The sequence below is a fragment of the Pelagerythrobacter marinus genome (assembly GCF_009827515.1).
Lineage (GTDB): Bacteria > Pseudomonadota > Alphaproteobacteria > Sphingomonadales > Sphingomonadaceae > Pelagerythrobacter > Pelagerythrobacter marinus.
Window position 1 is genome coordinate 44,486 of record NZ_WTYO01000005.1, and the last position, 17,700, is coordinate 62,185.

The window sequence follows — 17,700 nt, forward strand, 5'->3', positions numbered from 1 at the left end:
GCTACCGCCTCAGAAGCGGGCGCGAAGGCCGAGGTAGAATTCGCGGCCCACCGAATCGGCCAGCGAGTGGTTGATGTTGTAGGAACTGCCCCCCAGGGTCCCGGTCGGGTAGATCTTGCCGATCGTGTCGAACAGGTTGTTGACCCCGCCATAGACGCGGAACCGCTCGCCGGGCCCGAAGTCGTAAGCGGCGTAGATCCGGTGGAAATCCTGCCCGCCGATCGCGTAGTACTCGAGGTCGCCCGGCTCGGGGAAGTTGACCGGATCGTCCACGCCCCCGCTCTCGTACGTCATCGTGTAGGACAGGCGGAAGCCGTCGAGGCGATAGCCGATCTTCAGCAGCAGTTCGTCCGACGGATTGCCGATATAGGGCAGGTAGTCGTTGGTGATCTCGTTGCCGACCAGGTCGAGGAACGACTGCTCGTCCTTGAAATAGTGCGAGTAGCGCAGGTCGATGTCGAACAGCCCGGGGACGCCGAGGTCGATCCGGCGCCAGTTCAGCTGGGCATCGACACCCTCCACCACTTCGCTGACGAGGTTCTCGACCCGGTTGATCACCTGGGACACTTCGCCGCTCACCGGGTTGCGCGTGATGACGTCGCAGAACTTGTTGTCGGGGAAGCTGTCCGAGGCATAGCACAGGTCCACCGTGTTCTGCGTCGAGACCGAGGAGATCACGTCGTCGATCGAGATCTTGAAGTAGTCGACGATGAGCGAGAGGTTCCGCCCCGACCAGTTGGGCTGGTAGACGAAGCCGGCGGTCCAGGTGTCGGCGGTTTCTTCCTTCAGCGTGTTGTTGCCCGCGTTCGGGCCCTGGACCGAGCCGCCGGGATCGAACGGATCGCCGGCCTCGTAGTCGGGGTGCGCGAAATAGGCCTGGATGCCCGGTTCGGACAGGCAGTTCGCCCGCACGACCGCCAGGTCCACGTTCTCGCCGCCGACGCTGCGCGGCTGCGACAGCCCCGACCCGTCGGGCAGGAGCCCTTCGCACGGATCGGTCAGGTCGTCCGCGTCGGGGCGCGGGGGGGAGAAGAACTCGGTGATGTTGGGCGCGCGCTGCGAACGCGAATATTGCCCGCGGACGAGGAAGTCGTCGGTGACGTTGAAGACGCCGCCGACATTGTAGCTGAAGACGCCGCCCACGGTGGTGTAATCGCCGTAGCGCCCGGCCACCTGCAGGCGCAGGCGATCGGGAATGACCTCGAGATCCGCTTCGCCGAAGAACTCGAAGACCTGGTAATCGGCCGCGATCGACGGGAAGGAGGACAGCGAGGTCACCAGCACGTCGTCGGTCGCCGGATCGCCGTCGATCCCGCCGACCAGGTCCCCGTCGGGGTCGCCGAAGGTATCCTGTTCCTCGTGCCGGAACTCGGCGCCCGCGGCCCACAGCAGTTCCATGCCCATGACATTGGCGAAATCGCCGCTGATGTAACCGCCGGCGGTGACCTGGTCGCGGGTCTGCTCGCCATAGCCGTTGTAGCGGATATAGTCGGCGGCGGCCTGGGTGATCGAGCCTTCGCCGAAGATGTTGAGCGGCACGCAGCCGTCGGCGCGCGCTTCGGCGCTGGCGCACTGGAAGCCGCCATTGCCGTCGGGCTCGACGTCGAGGGCCCAGTTCGCCCGGCGGAAATTCAGCTCGTTCGGGTTTTCCTGCGCCTGGGAGAAATGGCCGTAGGTGGCATAGAGGCTCCACTCGGCATTGTCGGTCATCTGCCCGTCGAAGGCGGCGGCGAGGCGATAGGTGCGCCGTTCGTTGTAGCGCTGCTGTTCGCCCAGTTCGACCACGCGGCGGTCGAACGAGACGCTGCCGCTGCGCGTTTCCGCCACTTCGGGGGGGATGAACGGATGGTCGCTCGGCAGGTTGCCGAGGCTGAAGGCATCGAGCAGGCCGTAGGAGTCGTTGTCGTTCAGCGTTTCATAGCCGGTGTAGTAGCGCGACGAGACATCGGAATAGAGCGCCGAGACGGTAAACTCGGTCACGTCCGAAACCTCGAACGTCGAATGAAGCCCCAGCGTCAGGACCTTGCGCTCGGGCCGCAGCGTGCGGCCGGTGCGGAAATCGTAACCGTCGTGGTCCGACAGGAAGTCCGACCCCTCGGGCCGGTCGGACGGGCGCAGGCTCTTGTCGTTGAACCACTGCCCGTCCTTGTACCAGGCATCGCCTTCGAACACGCCGCCGGGGGTGGAGATCGACGCATCGGGCAGCAGGCAGTGGAAGTCCGGATCATCGTTGTTGCAGGTCTCGCCCGCCCAGGCGTCCGAAGCGGGGGAGGCCGGGCTGTTGAACTCCAGCGCGGCGACCGATTCGGGGCGCGTGGCATCGGCCCTGATGCCGTTCTCGTCCCGCCAGCTGGCGCTCAGCATCAGGTAACCGCGATCGTCGGCGAAGCGCGTGCCCCACAGGCCCTCGATCCGGTATTCCTCGCCGCCGCTTGCCTCCGGGGTCGAGATGCGGCCGTTGAGCTCGAGGCCGTCCACGTCGTCCTTCAGGATGATGTTGACCACGCCGGCCACCGCGTCCGAACCGTAGATGGCCGAAGCACCGCCGGTGGTCACCTCCACCCGCTCGACGAAGCCGGAGGGGATGGTCGAAAGGCTCACGCGGTCGGAGTTGCCCGAATTGGACACCGCGCGCCGCCCGTCGATCAGGGTCAGCGTGCGGTTGTCGCCCAGGCGGCGCAGGCTGATGGTCGACAGCCCGCTCGACTGCACGCTCGACACGCTGCCTTCGGGCGTGATCCCGCCGCTGACGCCGGGGAGCAGCTCGACCGCCTCGTAAAGGTCGCCGGTGCCGGTTTCCTCGATCCCCTCGGCCCCGAGAACCTGCAGCGGGACGGGGGAGTCCGCCGCGCTCCGGCGCAGGCGGGTGCCGGTCACCACGATCTCGTTGCCTGTCGATGCCGCCTCGGCCTCCTGCCCGGCGGGCAGGCTCTGCCCCGCGCTCTCCTGTGCCGCGACGCCCGCATGGCCGCAGAGGGCCAGGGCCGATACGCCCAGGCCCAGCAGTGCAAAGTTGTTCCGCATATTCCCCCCTTGGTGCTTGAATGCCGTCCGATCCCAAGGGCGGGGACCCTATTCACGCGCCTGCATTAGGCCAATTCGTAATCGGCGCATCGTGATGCGATTTTCGCATCACGATCGCTCCCGGCGCAGGCGCGCCCGGCCCTCGGCCGACTTTATCCCGCGATTTCAACCATCAGCGGCCCGATGGCCGGTTGCGTAATTTTCTTCCAACTCGGCCCAGATGCGGTTCACGATCGGTCGTTCGTTGGCGCGCGATCGGACAATGATGATGTCGAGCGGCTCGCACCATGGCCCGTCGTGGACATGGAGCGCGCTGGCGGCACCCGGCCCCATCAGCAGCGATTCGGGCAGCCAGGCGATGCCGAGATCGAGAGTGGCGGCCGCGCTCAGCGCCTCGGCCAGGGTCGCGCGATAGACGATGTCGAGCCGCTTGCCGAAAGGCGCGCGGTCGAGGCAGCCCTTGACGATCTTGTGGGTGATCGAACTGGGGTGGAAGGCGAGGTAGGGGATCGGCTCGTCGCAGGAATCGGAAAGCCGTTCGAACATCGCCGGGTCGCTGGCGCAGGGCACCAGGCGATCGGTCCCGATCAGCAGGCGCGGGTACTGGTCGGGATCGACGTCGAAGTTGATATTGGGGTGGAGGTAGCCGACGTAGAAATCGCTCACCCCGGTCCGCAGGTTGTAGAGATACTCGTCGATATTGCGCGGGACCGTCTCGATCGAGGAGGACAGCCGGCCGACCGATTGCGTCAGCGAGGCGATCAGCCGGGGCAGGAAATAGAGCGAGAGCGTGTGCATCGATCCGATCGTGATCGAATCCTTCGACATGCGCGCCGAACTGCCCGCGCGCTCCTGCGCGTCGTAGGCCCAGTCCACGATCTTCCGGCTGGCATCGAGGAACTCGCGACCGGCCGTGGTCAACGCGATAGGGTGCTTGGTCCGGTCCACCAGCTGCACGCCGACCCACCCTTCGAGCGCCTGGATGCGTCGGCTCAGCGCCGACTGGGTGATCAGGCGCGTTTCCGCCGTCCGCGCGAAATGCCCGATCCGCGCAAGCGCCTCGAGATCCTCCAGCCACTTGAGTTCCATCGGCCCCCTTCCGCCAGCCCCGCTCGTGCCGCTCTTCGGGAAAATGCCGCGAGGCGTCAATCCGCGCCTACCGGGACGCCGGCCGCCGGGCAAATCCGCGATGCTTTTGCGAAGGAGGGGGTGGTGAGCCCTGCTGGGTTCGAACCAGCGACCTACTGATTAAAAGTCAGTTGCTCTACCGACTGAGCTAAGGGCCCACGGACACGTCGTGCCGAGGCGCGTCAACTAGGCAGGGGGCGCGGCCGGGTCAAGCGCGCATCCAGCTGGCGCAGCGTCAGCCCGGTAACCGGGTCGCGCCAGGCCGGGGCGACAGCGGCGGCGGGGCCGGTCACGAAAGGCCGGCCGCGGAACGCGCGGTGCGGAACGACCAGCCCGGGGGCCGTGAACGCCCCCCCGCTCCACAGGACGAGATCGAGATCGAGCACCCGCGCGCCCCAGCGCTGCCCCCGGCGGCGGCGGCCGAAGGCGCGCTCCATGTCCTGCAGCGCCGCCAGCATGGCCGGGGGCGGAATGTCGGCCGCGACCAGCGCCGCCCCGTTGGCATAGCGCCGGCGCGAGGGCCCCAGCGGCGCGCTGACGATCACCGGCGAGGCGGCGAGCAGGCGGAAGCGCCGGGCGAGCCGCTCGAGCGCGGCCGCGAGCACCGCGCGCGGCGGGCCGTGGACGCTGTGGCGGACGTTGGAGCCAAGCGCGACGATATAGCGATGCCGCGCCGGACGATCGGTCACACGTCCTCGCAGATGCGACCGTAGAGCTGCGGGCGGCGATCGCGGAAGAACCCCATCCCCGCGCGATGCCGGGCCGCGCGCGCCAGGTCGATCCGCGCGACCAGGGCCCCGCTTTCCGCGGCGCCGAATTCCTGCAGCATGTCGCCCCATTCGTCGGTGATGAAGCTGTGCCCGTAGAAGGCCTGACCGTCCTCGTTCCCGATCCGGTTGGCCGCCACCACCGGCATGCAGTTCGACACCGCGTGGCCGAGCATGGCGCGGCGCCACATGCGGCTGGTGTCGAGATCGGCATCGTAAGGCTCGGAACCGATCGCGGTCGGGTAGAACAGCAGTTCCGCCCCCATCAGCGCCATGACCCGCGCGCTTTCGGGATACCACTGGTCCCAGCACACGCCGACGCCGATGCGGGTGCCGAACAGGTCCCACACCTTGAACCCGTCGTTCCCCGGGCGGAAATAGTACTTTTCCTCGTACCCCGGCCCGTCGGGAATGTGGCTCTTGCGGTATGTCCCCATGATGTCGCCGTCCGGGCCGATCATGGCGAGCGTGTTGTAGTAATGGTGCCCGTCGCGCTCGAAGAAGCTGGTCGGGATGGCCACGTTGAGCTTTCCCGCCAGGGCCTGCATCGCGATGACCGAAGGATGCTCGCGCGTCGGGCGGGCCGCGGCGAACAGTTCCTCTTCCTCGACCTTGCAGAAATAGGGGCCGGAAAACAGCTCCGGCGGAAGGATCACTTGCGCGCCCTCGCCCGCGGCCTGTTCCACCAGGGCGGCCACGGCATCGATATTGGTCCGCTCGTCGTGCGACGAGAGATCCAGCTGCAGCGCGGATACGACGATTTCGCTCATGCCCCGCCCGTTACCGGGGCGCCGGGGTCGAGTCCACGCCCGGCGACGTTCAGCGCTTGCGGAACAGCAAGGTCATCCGGTCGCTTTCGCCCAGCCCTTCCAGCTCGGCGCGCTCTGTCGCCAGCGTCGGGGGCATTTCCCACACTCCGCGCGCGTGATCGGCGCTGTCGGCGGGGTTGGCGTTGACCTCGCTCGCCGCGACGAGCTCGAAGCCGAGCGCCTCGACGAAGCCGACGACGTCTTCCTGCCGCAGGTATCCCTTGCTGCCGTCGGCATAGTCCGCCGGGGCGTCGGCCTTGGCGCGGTGCTGGACGATGCCGAGCATTCCGCCGGGCTTGAGCAGGTCGCGCATGGCCTTCAGTTCGCTGTCGGCGCTGTTCCAGCGCATCAGGTTGTGCAGCATCCGCACGACCAGCACGCGGTCGAACGTGCCGCGATCCGCGTCGGTCGCCGCGTCGAGCGTCATGCCGGCGAAGTTCGCTTCGGGCCGGCCGGTCCATTCGGCGACCTTCCCCGCGAAGCCGGCCGCGCCCTCGCGGATGCCCGCCTGCCGCTCGGCATCGAAGGGCCCGGCGTCGGGCGTGAAGTAGAGGCCGACCAGCTCGCCCTCCTGCCCCAGGTAATGCCCGAGGACGCGCGAGTACCAGCCGCCGCCGGGGGCATATTCGCCCACTTTCATGTCGGGGGCGATGCGGAAGAACGCGATCGTTTCGGCCGGGTGGCGGTGCGCGTCGCGCGCGCGATCGTCCGCCCGCCCGGGATGGGCGAGCGCGGCCTCGATCGCGGCGCGGTGGTCGGCGCCCTCGGCGCCCCCCTGTTCCTGCGCCTGGGCGGGCGCGGCCATGGCAGCCAGCGAGACGGCGGCAAAAGGAACGGCGGCGGCAAGCAGGAAACGCATCGGAAAATCTCCCCCGAGAGACGGTCTGCGCCACTCTAGGCCCGTCGCCGCCGATGACAAGCGGCCACGCGCTCCCTATCTCGCCCGGCAAAGGAGCAGGTACGAACATGGCAAGCAGCGAGCAGGCAATCGTCGCCGGCGGGTGTTTCTGGTGCACCGAGGCGGTTTTCCGCGACGTGATCGGCGTGGAGAAAGTGGAAAGCGGATATATCGGCGGCACGGTCGCCGATCCGACCTACAAGCAGGTCTGCAGCGGGGAGACCGGCCATGCCGAGGCGGTGCGGGTCACTTACGACCCGGCGGCGATCTCGCTGGCGGAGATCTACGACGTCTTCCTCGGCACCCACGATCCGACGCAGCTCAACCGCCAGGGCAACGACGTCGGCACGCAGTATCGCAGCGCGATCTTCCCGCTCGACGACGGCCAGCGGGCCGAGGCCGAGGCCGCGATCGCGCGCTGGAACGCCGATCACCCGGGCAAGGAAGCGGTGACGACGATCGAGGGCCCGGCCGAATGGTACCCGGCCGAGGATTACCACCAGGAATACTGGGAAGGCGAGGGGCAGCGAAACCCCTATTGCCTCGCGGTGATCCCGCCCAAGCTGATGAAGCTGCGCAAGAGCTTCGCCGCCAAGGTCCGCGACTGAGGCGCGGCCGGCGGCCGGTCTAGTCCATCTTGCGCCGGCGGAACGGCCGGCGCGGGCGAATGCGTAACCGCGACCGCAGGCTGCGCAGCGGGGTCCACCCGACTGCCAGCCATTCCGCGATCACGCAGGCAAGCAAGAGGACGAACAGGCAAAACAGCACTATCGTGAAAATCGACATCGGGCGCTCCATGAGCCGGTGGCGGGAGCGCGGTGGGACGTCTCTCAGCCGCAGGCTGGCCGTGCGATGTGCCTGCGATGGCACCTTCATACTCCATTTCGGCGGCGAGCGACAGGCATCAAATATTGCCCGGTCTGCAGCCTCCGGAAACGGAACGATTTTCCGCGCCGCGCGCTGACATTCCCGTGAACGCGGGTCTTTGCTTGGACGGGGCCAACCAAGGAGGATCGCGATGTCGAAAGGCGACAAGAGCAGCTATACCGACAAGCAGAAGCGCAAGGCCGAGCATATCGAGGAAAGCTACGAGGAACGGGGCGTCTCGGAAGACGAGGCCGAACGCCGCGCCTGGGCCACGGTGAACAAGGAATCGGGCGGCGGCAACAAGTCCGGCTCCGGCCGTGGCAAGGAAGACAGCAACGAAAGCTCCCGCAAGGGCGGCAAGAAGAGCCACTGATCCCCTCCCTGAATTCCCCCAAGGAGGGATCGATGCATACCTACAAGCTTGTCTACGAAGACGATCGCCACGGCGTGGCCAAGCGGATCGAGTTCGAAGCGCGCAACGCGACCGGCGCGCTCAGCATCGCGGGCAAGGAAGCGCGCGGGCGCTGGGCGCAGCTGTTCGAAGGCGACAGGTTCATCTGCCGGCTCGAGCGGATCGATCCCGATGGCGCGAACATCTGGATCGTCGCCAACCGCGCGGAACCGCCGCGCGAGACGGTCGAAGTCGCGAGCCTCGATGCCGAGGACGCCGCGTCCGCCGACGACCCGGCCGAAGGCGTGCCGCCACCCGGCGCGATCGCCGTCGAACCGCCGAAGATGACGGCCTGAGGCCGCTCCCCTATTCGCCCGCGGGCTTGCGCCAGCGCGCGATGAAGAACCCGTCCAGCCCCCCGGCCCCGGCCATCATGCCGGGGTCGGTCCGCACGTGCCCGTCGGCGTCGGGCGCCAGCGGGCCGGGCAGTTCGGCTGCCTCGACCGGCACGGGGGACAGCGCGACCGCCGCGGCGCGCTCCTCCCCTTCCGCGCGCTCTAGCGAACAGGTCGCATAGACCAGCGTGCCACCGGGCTTGAGCCAGGCGGCCGCGCGCTCGATCAGCTTCGCCTGCAATTCGGCCATTTCCGCGATCTGCCGGTCGGTCACGCGATGCAGCACGTCGGGGTGTCGCCGCGCCGTGCCGGTCGCGGTGCAGGGCGCATCGAGCAGGATCGCGTCGAACCGGTGCTTCGGCTCCCACGCCAGGGCATCCGCCCGCACCACGCCCGCCGCCAGCCCGGTCCGTTTCAGGTTGGCGCGCAGCAGTTCCAGCCGCCGCTTCGATATGTCGAGCGCGGTGACCTGCCAGCCTGCGGCAGCGAGCTGGAGCGTCTTTCCGCCCGGCGCGGCGCACAGGTCCAGAGCGTGGCGCCCCTCCCCCGGGCCGAGCAGGCGCGCGGGGAGCGAGGCGGAAAGGTCCTGGACCCACCAGGCGCCGTCGCCAAAACCGGGCAGGTCCTCCACCGCCGTGCCGCGCGGCAGCCGCACGTGGCCGGGCATCAGGCTCTCTCCGCCCAGTTCCACCTGCCAGCGCGCCGTCGCGGCCGGATCGCGCAGGGTGAGGTCGAGCGGGGGCGGCTCGGCCAGGCCCTGCGCGATGGCCCCGGCGCGCGCGCCCCAGCGCGCGGCCACGGCCGGCGGCAGGCCGGGCGCATCGGGCAGCGCCGCGCCCGCGCGCACGAGGGTGGAGAACACCCCGTGCGCCAGCCGCCGCGGCCCGCCGGAAAGGAGCGGCAGCCCGGTCGCGATCACCGCGTGGGGCGGGGTGCCGAGGCGCAGCCACTGGGCCAGCATCAGGCGCAGCACCGCGCGCGCCTTGGCATCGGCGGGCAGGACCTGGCGGGTCGCCCCGTCGATCAGCGCATCGCAATCGACCAGCCAGCGCAGCGCCTCGCTGGCGATAGCCCGCGCCAGCGCCTTGTCCGGCGGACGGCGCACGTCGGCAGTGGCGCCGGGGAAGGCCTGGTCGAGCGTCTCGCCCCGGCGCAGGACGGCGTCGAGCAGGCGGAGCGCGGCGCGGCGCGCGTGGATGCCGGGGGGTTGGGCCATGCCCCGCGCCCTAGCTGCGCTTGAAACCGCGCGCCAGTGGGCGCATCTTCGCGCCATGACCAAGCGCGCGACGAAACGGCCGGCCCCGTTCACCCGGCCGGCCCACTGGACCAACGAGCCGGCACCGGCGCCCCGGGCGGCGCAGGAGCGCGAGACGCTCAGCCCCACCCGCTACGGCGACTGGGTGAAGGACGGGATCGCGATCGATTTCTGATCGGCCGGTTCCCGGCCGGGCGGCGCCGGCGGAAGCTGCCCTATTCACAGCGAGCGGAAGGTCACCTTCAGCCCGTCTTTCGGGCGCGGGATCGGCCAGGCCTGCCACTCGGGCGCATAGCCGGGCTCGATCTCGATCCGATACCGCGTGAGCACCTGCGCCATCAGGATCTTCACCTGCATGTAGGCGAAGTGCAGCCCCAGGCACATGTGCGCGCCGCCGCCGAAGGGGACCCAGGCATATTTGTGCCGCGCCTTCACCTGGTCGGGCGTGAAGCGCAGCGGATCGAACCGCTGGGGATCGGGCCAGTGTTCCTCCATGTGGTGGACGTATTGCGCGTTGATCCCCACCGGGGTGCCGGCCGGAATGCGGTAGCCGCCGAATTCGAAGGCCCGGAGCGCGCGGCGCGGGGTGGACGGGACCGGCGGGATCATCCGCAGCGCTTCCTTGAATGCCATTTCGGTCAGTTCCAGCTTCCCCAGGTCGGCATAGTCGATGTCGCCCCCGCCGCCGGTGATCGCGACGATCTCGGCGCGCAGGCGCTCCTGCCAGTCGGGGTGTCGCGCCAGGAGCTGGACCAGCGTCGTCGCGGAGGACGTGATCGTGTCGTGCGCGGCCATCATCAGGAAGTTCATGTGATCGACCACTTCGTCCACCGGCAGGAGGCTCTCGTCCTCGCGCGTGGCGGTGGCGAACTGGCTGAACATGTCCTGCCCGCCGCCCTCGGCCCGGCGGCGCAGCGTCTCGCGGGTGAAATAATCGACCAGGAACGCCCGCCCTTTCACGCCCCGCCGCATCAGGGTGAACGGCAGGGGCCGCCGCACGGGCGCGACCGAGGCCTGGACCATGTCCACGAATGCCGCGTTGATCCGGTCGGCTTCCGGCCCCCAGGGGATGCCGATGAAGCTGTCCGCCGCGAGGTCGAGCGTCAGCGCCTTGATCGCGGGGTAGAACCGCATCGGCTTGCCGCCCCAGTGCTTCACCGCCTGGGCGATGCCGCGGTTGAGGCTGCCCGCGTAATGCCGCATCGGCCCCGGCTTGAAAGCGATCGACAGCGCCCGGCGATCGGCCCTGTGATGGTCGAAATCCATCAGCATCAGCCCGCGCGGGAACAGGCGATCGAGGATCGGGCCCCAGCCCTGTTCGCTGGAAAACAGCTTGTCGCGATCGAACAGGACCAGCTCGTTCGCGTCGGCCCCGACCAGCGCGACGTTCCACCCGCCGAAGGCCTTGTTGCGATAGACCGGGCCGTAGGTGTCGACCATGCGGCGGGTGAAGGCATGGGGATCGGCCAGCATCCGCAGGGTATTGCCGATCACGGGCAGGCCGCCTTCGCCGGGGATATGCGCGATGTCCGCTTCGCTCAGCACGCCTTCGCGCCAGTGGCGCAGGCGGGGCGCTGCCCCTTCGGCGGGCGATGCGCCGTCCGGTGCAGGCGCGTCGGGTGCAAGCGTGGCCATTGTCGAGTCTCCCTACTTACCGCAGTGTAAGTAGTTCGCCCGGCTAAATCCACCCCGCAAGTTCGCGCCGCACGATCGCCTCCAGCATGGCCATCCCCCGTTCGCGCGCGTTGAGGCAGGCGAGCGCGGCGAACCGCTCTCCCCCCGCCTCGAGAAACTGCTCGCGCCCGCGGATCGCCAGCTCCTCCAGCGTTTCCAGGCAATCGGCGGAAAACCCCGGCGCCGCCACCGCCAGCCGCCGGGTTCCGCGCCGCGCCTCTTCCTCCAGCACCGCGTCGGTCGCCGGCTCCAGCCATTTCGCGCGGCCGAAACGGCTCTGGAACGTCGTTTCGATCCGCAGGTCGGCGCGCCCCAGCGCCTCGCCCACGAGGCGGGCCGTCTTGCGGCAATGGCAATGGTAGGGATCGCCCAGGCGCAGGGTCCGCTCCGGCATTCCGTGGAAGCTGAGAAGCAGGACTTCGGGCACGAAGTCGAGCGCGTCGAGCTGCGCGCCGAGATCGCGCGCGAGCGCATCGATGTAATGCGGATCGTCGTGATAAGGGGGCAGGGTCCGCAGGCTCGGTTGCCAACGCATTGTCCGCAGCTTGTCCGCAGCCTTGTCCACAACCGTGGCCGTCGTCGCCGCGCTATATTGCGGGTAGAGCGGGGCGAGCAGGATCCGCTCGCACCCCGCGTCCATCAGCGCCGCCAGCTCGTCGCCGATCGCCGGGCGGCCGTAACGCATGGCCCAGCGCACCTGCACCCTATCGCCCAGGCGCTGCTGCAGGCCCTGCGCCTGCTCGCGCGTGATCGCCGCCAGCGGCGAACCGTCCTCGGTCCAGACCTGGCGGTAGGCATGGGCGCTTTCCTTCGGCCGCGTGGTCAGGATCGCCCCGCGCAGGATCGGCTGCCACAGGAGGCGCGGCAGCTCGACCACCCGCGGATCCGACAGGAACTCGGCCAGGTAACGCCGGACCGAGGCGGTATCGGGCGCGTCGGGCGTGCCGAGGTTGACCACCAGCACGCCGATGCCGCCGCTCTTCACCGGCGCGTGGTCGCCGGGCAATTGCTGATTCTTCCAGGTCACAGGCCCTCCGATAGCAGGGGAAGACGCCGCAGGCGAAGCCCGGTCGCCGAATGGAGCGCATTGGCGATCGCCGGCGCGGCCACGGCCACGCCCAGCTCGCCGGGGTCGAAGGGGGGCGCGGCGCTGTCCACGAAATCGACCGCGATCTCGGGCACGTCGGCCAGGGCCGGCAGGTTCATGTCCGCCAGCCGCCGCTGGTCGGGCAGGCCGCGCGCATAGGAGATCGCGGCCCCCAGCGCCTGCGCCATGCCGAAGACCAGCCCGCCTTCCACCTGCTGGCGCGCGAGGTCGAGATTGACGATCCGCCCGATATCGACGCAGGCGGCCAGGCGCGAGACGCGCACGCCGCCTTCTTCCTGCCGGGCCGTGGCGATGCAGGCGATCCGCCCGCCGCCCGCCGCCCCGTCGCGCGCGGGATCGTGCATCGCGTGGCAGGCCAGGCCCTTGCCGCTCTGCGCCTGGCCCCCGTCCCATTCGGCCAGCCGCGCGACCCGCTGCAGGCACTCGGCCAGCCGCGGATCGTCGCCCAGCATCTCCATCCGGAACGACAGCGGCTCGCGCCCGTGGCGCTGCGCCACCTCGTCGATGAAACTCTCGACGAAGAAGGCGGTATAGCCATGGGCATTGCCGCGCAGGCGGCCGGCCGGCATCCCGGTATCGGCCGGCACGTGTTCGACCGCGATCTGCGCGATGTCGTATGGCGGCATCGCGCCTTCCACCGCCAGCGCGTCGGCTTCGCCCGCGCTGTTGGCCAGGGCGGCGGCCGCGGTCCGGTTGTCGAACAGGCGGCGGCCGAATTCGCGCGCGGCCGGCTGGACCGCGACGCGGGCCTTGAGCGCGGCCAGACGCCCCTCCCCCCCGGGCACCATGCGCGCGGATACGATCGCGGCCACCGGCGCGCGGGGCCGCCCGGCGAGCTGTTCTTCCCATCGCGACCAGACCAGTTGCACCGGCTGCCCGCGCGCCTGCCCCACCTCGCGCGCGATCAGCGCGGCCTCGATCGCGTGGTCATGCTCCAGCCGGCGGTCGAAGCTGCCGCCCGCGGCCATCGGGTAGAGGATCACCCTCGACGCCGCGATGTCCAGTGCCTCGGCCGCGGCCTGGCGGGCGCGCTCGGGCGCCTGGCTGGCCATCCACAGTTCCAGCCGCCCGTCGGCGAAGCGCGCGGTGACGCTGGCCGTCTCGGGCGTGGCATGGCCCCCCGGCGCGACGTCGTAACGCAGCGCCAGGTCCGGCCCCTCGCCGGGCCCGGCGCCCCAGTCGAACGCCTCGCCGCGCACGGCGACCATCGTGCCGGCCCCGCGCCGCACGGCATCGTCCAGCCGTTCCCCGATCCGCGCGCTTTCGAGCGGCGCGGCGACGCGGAACCGCGGCTTCATCGCGGCGAGCGCGCGATCGGCGGCCCACCAGTTGGTCGCCACCGCCGCCAGCCAGCGCTTGCCCTCCACCACCTGGACCAGCCCGTCGATCGCGCGGGCGGCGCGCGGGTCGAAACCGGTCAGCTCCGCCCCGCCTGCGGGGCCGTGCTTGATCGCGGCATAGACCATTCCCGGCAGGCGCACGTCGGCCGCGAACAGGAACGTGCCGTCCACCTTCGCCGGCAGGTCCAGCCGGGGGTGCGAGGTCGCGGCATCGGCCTCCCCCGGGATCGGCGCCTCGGCCGGCGGCTGCGCCCTCAACGGCGGGGGATCGGGCGGGGCCATCGCAGCCGCTTCGTCCGCGAGCGCGGCGAAGCTGGCCCGCTTGTCGTCGTGGATCACGAAGCCGGCCGCCGCCTCGCATTCCTCCCACGCCACGCCCCAGCGCGCGGCGGCTGCCATGCACAGCGCCGCGCGGGCGCTGGCCGCCGCCTCGCGGCAGGGCATCTCGAACGCGGCCAGCGTGGTCCCGTCGGCCGTGGCGGTGAAGCGGGTCGATTCGGCGAACCGGCGCGCGAAGAGGCCGTCGGCCCGATCGGCGAGTCCGGGCAGGAAGGGCATCCACAGCGGCGCCCAGCGCGCGGCGAGCGGGACATTGGCATAGGCCCCGCTGACCGGCGCCGGCTCGACCGCGACCTGGCGCCAGTCCGCGCCCAGTTCCTGCGCGACGACTTGCGGCAGGAGGGTCGTGACCCCCTGCCCCATTTCCAGTTGCGGCACGGCGACGGTAACGACCCCGTCGCGCGCGATCTTCAGCCAGGCGCCGAAGGCATGTTCGTTGCGCCCGGGGGCCAGCGGATCGGCGAAAGTGCGCGGCCGCAGCGCCCATGCCGCGACCAGCCCGCCGCCGACCGCGGCGCCGACCAGCACCCCGCGGCGGCTGATCGCCACGCTCAGGCCGCCCCCTCTTCCAGCCGCGCCGCCAGGCGCCGGGCGATCTCGCGGAAGGCTTCGCCCTGGCCGCCCTCGCCCGCCGCGGGCGGGGTGCCGGCGTCGCTCGCCTCGCGGATCGCGGGGGCCAGCGGAATCCGGCCGAGGAAGGGGATTTCGCGCGACAGCGCCTGAGCCTCGGCCCCGCCGCTGCCGAAGGGATCGCTCGCCTCGCCGCAGTGCGGGCACAGGTATCCGGCCATGTTCTCGACCAGGCCGAGCACCGGGATCTGCCCGGCTTCGAACATCTGCATCGCGCGGGTCGCGTCGATCAGGGCCAGGTCCTGCGGGGTCGAGACGATCACCGCGCCCGCCGGGCGGAAACGCTGGAGCATCGTGATCTGGACGTCGCCGGTGCCGGGGGGAAGATCGACCAGGAGCAGCTCGGTATCGCCCCAGTTGGCATCGATCAGCTGGCCCAGCGCGCGCCCGGCCATCGGCCCGCGCCAGGCGATCGCGCGGCCCGGTTCGACCAGGTGGCCGATCGACAGCACCGGCACGCCCCAGCGGCTTTCGACCGGGACCAGCTTGTCGTTTTCGGCCACCGGCCGTTCGCCCTCGTTGTCGAGCAACCTGGGCTGCGACGGGCCGTAGATATCCGCATCGACCACCCCGACCTTGTGCCCTTCGCGCGCCAGCGCGACCGCGAGGTTGGCGGTCAGCGTGGACTTGCCGACCCCGCCCTTGCCCGATCCGATCGCGACGATCCGCCGTTCGGGCCGGCTCGCGATCGTCGCCACGCGGACTTCGTCCACCCCCTCGGCCTGGCCCAGCGTGTCGCGCGTCGCCCCTTCGAGGCTTTCGCGCGCGGCGGGGTCGAGCCCGGCGGCATCGAGAATCGCGGTGACCCGGCCGCCCGCCAGCTTGAGCGACTGCACCCGGGCGGCGATCGGCGCGGGCAGGCGGGCTTTCAGCTCCTCTTCGGTCATCGTCCGGGTCCCTAGAGGATGATTGGCGGCGGCGGAAGCATCGGCCGCGCAAAACCCGCCCGCTGCCCCTGTTTTTCCCGATATTGCCACCTATAAAGGTGGGCATGGACATCTTGGGCGGATTCAGGACACGTATTGCGCTGGCCATGGCTGGCAAGAGCCCCTGGGGCGGAAAACCGACTGGCGGCAAACCGACTGGCGGGAAACCCACCGGGGGATCGGGCGGCGACGGGGGCGATGCGCCCGACGGCGACCCCGCGCGCGGCCCGCGCAATCCCTGGCTGCCGGGGGGCGAGGAACCGCGCCGTTCGGCGAGCATAGAGGACATCTTCAAGCACCGCGGGCCGGAAGGGCCGCGGCGCGGCGGGGGCGGCCCGCGCTTCCGCCTGCCCGAAGGGCCGGGCGGGCGCAACTGGTTCCCCCTCGCGATCGCGGCGATCGCGGCGCTGTGGCTGTTCGTCACCAGCGTCCACCAGGTCGCCCCGCGCGAACAGGGCATCGTCACCTGGCTCGGCGGCAAGTATTCGCAGACGCTCTCCCCGGGCCTGAACTTCACCCTTCCCTGGCCGCTCCAGGTGGTCGAGATCGAGAACGTCAGCCAGATCCGTTCGGAAAGCATCCCGGGCACGAACGAGGAGAAGCTGATCCTCACCGGCGACCAGAACCTGGTCGACCTGTCATACCTGATCCGCTGGAACATCAAGGACCTGAAGCAGTTCAAGTTCCAGCTCGCCGACCCGGAGGAAACGATCCGCGAAGTGGCCGAGGCGGCGATGCGCGCCTCCGTCGCGGAGCAGGAGCTGGACTCGGTCCTGTCGGGCGAGGGCCGTGCGGAGATCGAGGAACGCGTGCGCACCCGCATGCAGTCGATCCTCGACGCCTATCGCGCCGGCGTGGCGGTGCAGGGTATCGAGATCGAGAAGACCGACCCGCCGACCGAGGTGGTCGAAGCGTTCAAGGACGTTTCGGCCGCGCAGCAGGATGCCGAAACCGCGGTCAACAGCGCGCGCGCCTATGCCCAGCGGATGCTGGCGCGGGCGCAGGGCGACGCCGCGGCGTTCGACAAGATCTACGCGGAATATCGCCTGGCGCCCGAGGTCACGCGCCGGCGGCTCTATTACGAGACCATGGAAAGCGTGCTGGCCAAGACCGACAAGACGATCATCGAATCCGATGGCGTGACGCCTTACCTGCCCCTGCCCGAGGTTCGCCGCCGGGCCCAGGCACCGGTTCCCGCGCCGCCGCCGGCAAGCGCCCCGGAGGGCCAGTGACATGACCCGCATCTGGAACAATCACAAGGGCGCCGTGATCGCGGTGGGCGTGGCCTTCCTGGCCCTGCTCGCCTCGATGGTCATCGTCCCCGAAACCCACCAGGCGGTGATCATCCAGGGCGGTCGGCCCGACCGCGTGGCCAACCAGTTCAAGCCCGACGCCGCCTATGGCGAAACCGGGGCCGGGATCGTCTTCCGCATCCCCGGCTACGAACGGGTGCAGATGATCGACAAGCGCGTGCTCGATCTCGACATGGATCGCCAGCAGGTCCTGTCCAGCGACCAGCAGCGGCTGCAGGTCGATGCCTATGCGCGGTTCCGCATCATCAATCCCGTGCTGATGGTCGAGAACGCCGGTTCGGAAGAGATCCTGCGCACGCAGCTCTCGCCGATCCTCACCTCCGTGCTGCGGCAGGAACTGGGCCGCCGGCCGTTCGCCGCCCTGCTGACGGCGGAGCGCGGCAGCGCGATGGCCAATATCCGCGACGCGCTCGACCGCGAGGCGCGCAATTACGGCGCGCAGGTGATCGACGTCAGGATCAAGCGCGCCGACCTGCCCGACGGCACGCCGCTCAACGCCGCCTTCACCCGGATGCAGACCGACCGGCAGGAAGAGGCTGCGACGATCCGTGCGCAGGGGGACAAGAACGCCCAGATCATCCGCGCCGAGGCGGAAGCGGAAGCCGCCGCGACATATGCCGCCGCCTATGGCAAGGACCCGGAGTTCTACGACTTCTACCGCGCGATGGAGAGCTATCGCCGGACGTTCGAGCAGGGCAGCGGCGACAGCTCGATGATCCTGTCGCCGGACAACGAGTACCTGCGCCAGTTCCAGGGCGGGAGGTAACCCGTCCCCCGCGCATTCAAGCCGCATTCAGCACCGCGGCCCATCAATCGCGCCGGGACTGCAAGCCGCC

General features: G+C 70.0%; 16 protein-coding genes, 1 tRNA gene and 1 pseudogene. 6 read left to right on the top strand and 12 right to left on the bottom strand.

Annotated features, from left to right (window positions below):
• Positions 1 to 9: 9 nt before the first annotated feature.
• From GRI72_RS11235 to GRI72_RS11260, 6 genes are all read right to left on the bottom strand, one after another.
• Positions 10 to 3,024, bottom strand: a complete 3,015-nt coding sequence (locus GRI72_RS11235) for a TonB-dependent receptor plug domain-containing protein (RefSeq protein WP_160734026.1) — start codon at positions 3,022 to 3,024, stop codon at positions 10 to 12.
• A 165-nt stretch (positions 3,025 to 3,189) separates the two neighbouring features.
• Complete coding sequence (locus tag GRI72_RS11240; protein ID WP_160734027.1) at positions 3,190 to 4,113, bottom strand: LysR family transcriptional regulator; 924 nt, start codon at positions 4,111 to 4,113, stop codon at positions 3,190 to 3,192.
• Between the two features lie 121 nt (positions 4,114 to 4,234).
• Positions 4,235 to 4,310 (bottom strand) — tRNA-Lys (locus GRI72_RS11245).
• 24 nt (positions 4,311 to 4,334) lie between these two features.
• The gene (gene folK / locus GRI72_RS11250) at positions 4,335 to 4,841 is read right to left on the bottom strand and encodes a 2-amino-4-hydroxy-6-hydroxymethyldihydropteridine diphosphokinase (protein ID WP_160734028.1); all 507 of its coding nucleotides are present in this window, start codon (positions 4,839 to 4,841) and stop codon (positions 4,335 to 4,337) included.
• Positions 4,838 to 5,689, bottom strand: a complete 852-nt coding sequence (gene aguB, locus GRI72_RS11255) for an N-carbamoylputrescine amidase (protein ID WP_160734029.1) — start codon at positions 5,687 to 5,689, stop codon at positions 4,838 to 4,840. The genes folK and aguB overlap by 4 nt, the downstream gene beginning before the upstream one ends.
• Before the next feature lie 49 nt (positions 5,690 to 5,738).
• Positions 5,739 to 6,587 carry a class I SAM-dependent methyltransferase gene (locus tag GRI72_RS11260; RefSeq protein WP_160734030.1) on the bottom strand — a complete coding sequence of 283 codons (849 nt, stop codon included), beginning with the start codon at positions 6,585 to 6,587 and terminating at the stop codon, positions 5,739 to 5,741.
• Positions 6,588 to 6,694: 107 nt separating this feature from the next.
• Between GRI72_RS11260 and msrA the strand changes: the two genes are divergently transcribed.
• On the top strand, positions 6,695 to 7,234 hold the full coding sequence (gene msrA, locus GRI72_RS11265) for a peptide-methionine (S)-S-oxide reductase MsrA (RefSeq protein WP_160734031.1): 540 nt from the start codon (positions 6,695 to 6,697) through the stop codon (positions 7,232 to 7,234).
• A gap of 19 nt (positions 7,235 to 7,253) precedes the next feature.
• Here the strand turns inward: msrA and GRI72_RS11270 are convergent, their stop codons facing one another.
• Entirely contained in the window at positions 7,254 to 7,412 is a 159-nt protein-coding gene (locus GRI72_RS11270) for a hypothetical protein (protein WP_160734032.1), read from the bottom strand.
• A 232-nt stretch (positions 7,413 to 7,644) separates the two neighbouring features.
• Between GRI72_RS11270 and GRI72_RS11275 the strand changes: the two are divergent.
• Together GRI72_RS11275 and GRI72_RS14600 are read left to right on the top strand one after the other, a co-directional pair.
• Positions 7,645 to 7,857 (top strand): annotated as a pseudogene (locus GRI72_RS11275) (plasmid stabilization protein); the annotation flags it as partial.
• Positions 7,858 to 7,898: 41 nt separating this feature from the next.
• A complete protein-coding gene (locus tag GRI72_RS14600; RefSeq protein ID WP_202389084.1) occupies positions 7,899 to 8,240 on the top strand; it encodes a hypothetical protein in 342 nt (113 codons plus the stop codon).
• A gap of 10 nt (positions 8,241 to 8,250) precedes the next feature.
• Here the strand turns inward: GRI72_RS14600 and GRI72_RS11280 are convergent, their stop codons facing one another.
• A complete protein-coding gene (locus GRI72_RS11280) occupies positions 8,251 to 9,495 on the bottom strand; it encodes an RsmB/NOP family class I SAM-dependent RNA methyltransferase (RefSeq protein WP_160734034.1) in 1,245 nt (414 codons plus the stop codon).
• 55 nt (positions 9,496 to 9,550) lie between these two features.
• Here GRI72_RS11280 and GRI72_RS11285 point away from each other — a divergent pair, with 55 nt between their 5' ends.
• Positions 9,551 to 9,709 (top strand): DUF1674 domain-containing protein, encoded by a 159-nt coding sequence (locus tag GRI72_RS11285; RefSeq protein ID WP_160734035.1) that lies wholly within the window; start codon positions 9,551 to 9,553, stop codon positions 9,707 to 9,709.
• 44 nt (positions 9,710 to 9,753) lie between these two features.
• On the opposite strand, the gene GRI72_RS11290 is transcribed toward GRI72_RS11285, so the two are convergent.
• Genes GRI72_RS11290 through GRI72_RS11305 form a run of 4 tightly spaced genes read right to left on the bottom strand, consistent with a single transcriptional unit; the run spans position 9,754 to position 15,512 of the window.
• On the bottom strand, positions 9,754 to 11,169 hold the full coding sequence (locus tag GRI72_RS11290; protein WP_160734036.1) for a cytochrome P450: 1,416 nt from the start codon (positions 11,167 to 11,169) through the stop codon (positions 9,754 to 9,756).
• A 43-nt stretch (positions 11,170 to 11,212) separates the two neighbouring features.
• A complete protein-coding gene (gene hemH, locus GRI72_RS11295; protein ID WP_337191180.1) occupies positions 11,213 to 12,235 on the bottom strand; it encodes a ferrochelatase in 1,023 nt (340 codons plus the stop codon).
• On the bottom strand, positions 12,232 to 14,544 hold the full coding sequence (locus tag GRI72_RS14760; protein WP_160734038.1) for a molybdopterin cofactor-binding domain-containing protein: 2,313 nt from the start codon (positions 14,542 to 14,544) through the stop codon (positions 12,232 to 12,234). Before GRI72_RS14760 ends, hemH begins: the two co-directional genes overlap by 4 nt.
• Positions 14,545 to 14,546: 2 nt before the next feature.
• Positions 14,547 to 15,512: an Mrp/NBP35 family ATP-binding protein gene (locus GRI72_RS11305; RefSeq protein ID WP_160734039.1), complete on the bottom strand. Its 966-nt coding sequence runs from the start codon at positions 15,510 to 15,512 to the stop codon at positions 14,547 to 14,549.
• A gap of 146 nt (positions 15,513 to 15,658) precedes the next feature.
• Between GRI72_RS11305 and hflK the strand changes: the two genes are divergently transcribed.
• Together hflK and hflC are read left to right on the top strand one after the other, a co-directional pair.
• Positions 15,659 to 16,783, top strand: a complete 1,125-nt coding sequence (gene hflK, locus GRI72_RS11310) for a protease modulator HflK (protein ID WP_160734040.1) — start codon at positions 15,659 to 15,661, stop codon at positions 16,781 to 16,783.
• Between the two features lies 1 nt (position 16,784).
• Positions 16,785 to 17,630 carry a protease modulator HflC gene (gene hflC, locus GRI72_RS11315; RefSeq protein WP_160734041.1) on the top strand — a complete coding sequence of 282 codons (846 nt, stop codon included), beginning with the start codon at positions 16,785 to 16,787 and terminating at the stop codon, positions 17,628 to 17,630.
• Positions 17,631 to 17,700 lie beyond the last annotated feature (70 nt).

What these genes read in the sequence shown, in the direction of transcription:
- GRI72_RS11235 (WP_160734026.1), bottom strand. Translation starts at nt 3,024, where the DNA reads ATGCGGAACAACTTTGCACTGCTGGGCCTGGGCGTATCGGCCCTGGCC.
- GRI72_RS11240 (WP_160734027.1), bottom strand. Translation starts at nt 4,113, where the DNA reads ATGGAACTCAAGTGGCTGGAGGATCTCGAGGCGCTTGCGCGGATCGGG.
- aguB (WP_160734029.1), bottom strand. Translation starts at nt 5,689, where the DNA reads ATGAGCGAAATCGTCGTATCCGCGCTGCAGCTGGATCTCTCGTCGCAC.
- GRI72_RS11260 (WP_160734030.1), bottom strand. Translation starts at nt 6,587, where the DNA reads ATGCGTTTCCTGCTTGCCGCCGCCGTTCCTTTTGCCGCCGTCTCGCTG.
- msrA (WP_160734031.1), top strand. Translation starts at nt 6,695, where the DNA reads ATGGCAAGCAGCGAGCAGGCAATCGTCGCCGGCGGGTGTTTCTGGTGC.
- GRI72_RS11270 (WP_160734032.1), bottom strand. Translation starts at nt 7,412, where the DNA reads ATGTCGATTTTCACGATAGTGCTGTTTTGCCTGTTCGTCCTCTTGCTT.
- GRI72_RS14600 (WP_202389084.1), top strand. Translation starts at nt 7,899, where the DNA reads ATGCATACCTACAAGCTTGTCTACGAAGACGATCGCCACGGCGTGGCC.
- GRI72_RS11280 (WP_160734034.1), bottom strand. Translation starts at nt 9,495, where the DNA reads ATGGCCCAACCCCCCGGCATCCACGCGCGCCGCGCCGCGCTCCGCCTG.
- GRI72_RS11285 (WP_160734035.1), top strand. Translation starts at nt 9,551, where the DNA reads ATGACCAAGCGCGCGACGAAACGGCCGGCCCCGTTCACCCGGCCGGCC.
- GRI72_RS11290 (WP_160734036.1), bottom strand. Translation starts at nt 11,169, where the DNA reads ATGGCCACGCTTGCACCCGACGCGCCTGCACCGGACGGCGCATCGCCC.
- GRI72_RS11305 (WP_160734039.1), bottom strand. Translation starts at nt 15,512, where the DNA reads ATGACCGAAGAGGAGCTGAAAGCCCGCCTGCCCGCGCCGATCGCCGCC.
- hflK (WP_160734040.1), top strand. Translation starts at nt 15,659, where the DNA reads ATGGCTGGCAAGAGCCCCTGGGGCGGAAAACCGACTGGCGGCAAACCG.
- hflC (WP_160734041.1), top strand. Translation starts at nt 16,785, where the DNA reads ATGACCCGCATCTGGAACAATCACAAGGGCGCCGTGATCGCGGTGGGC.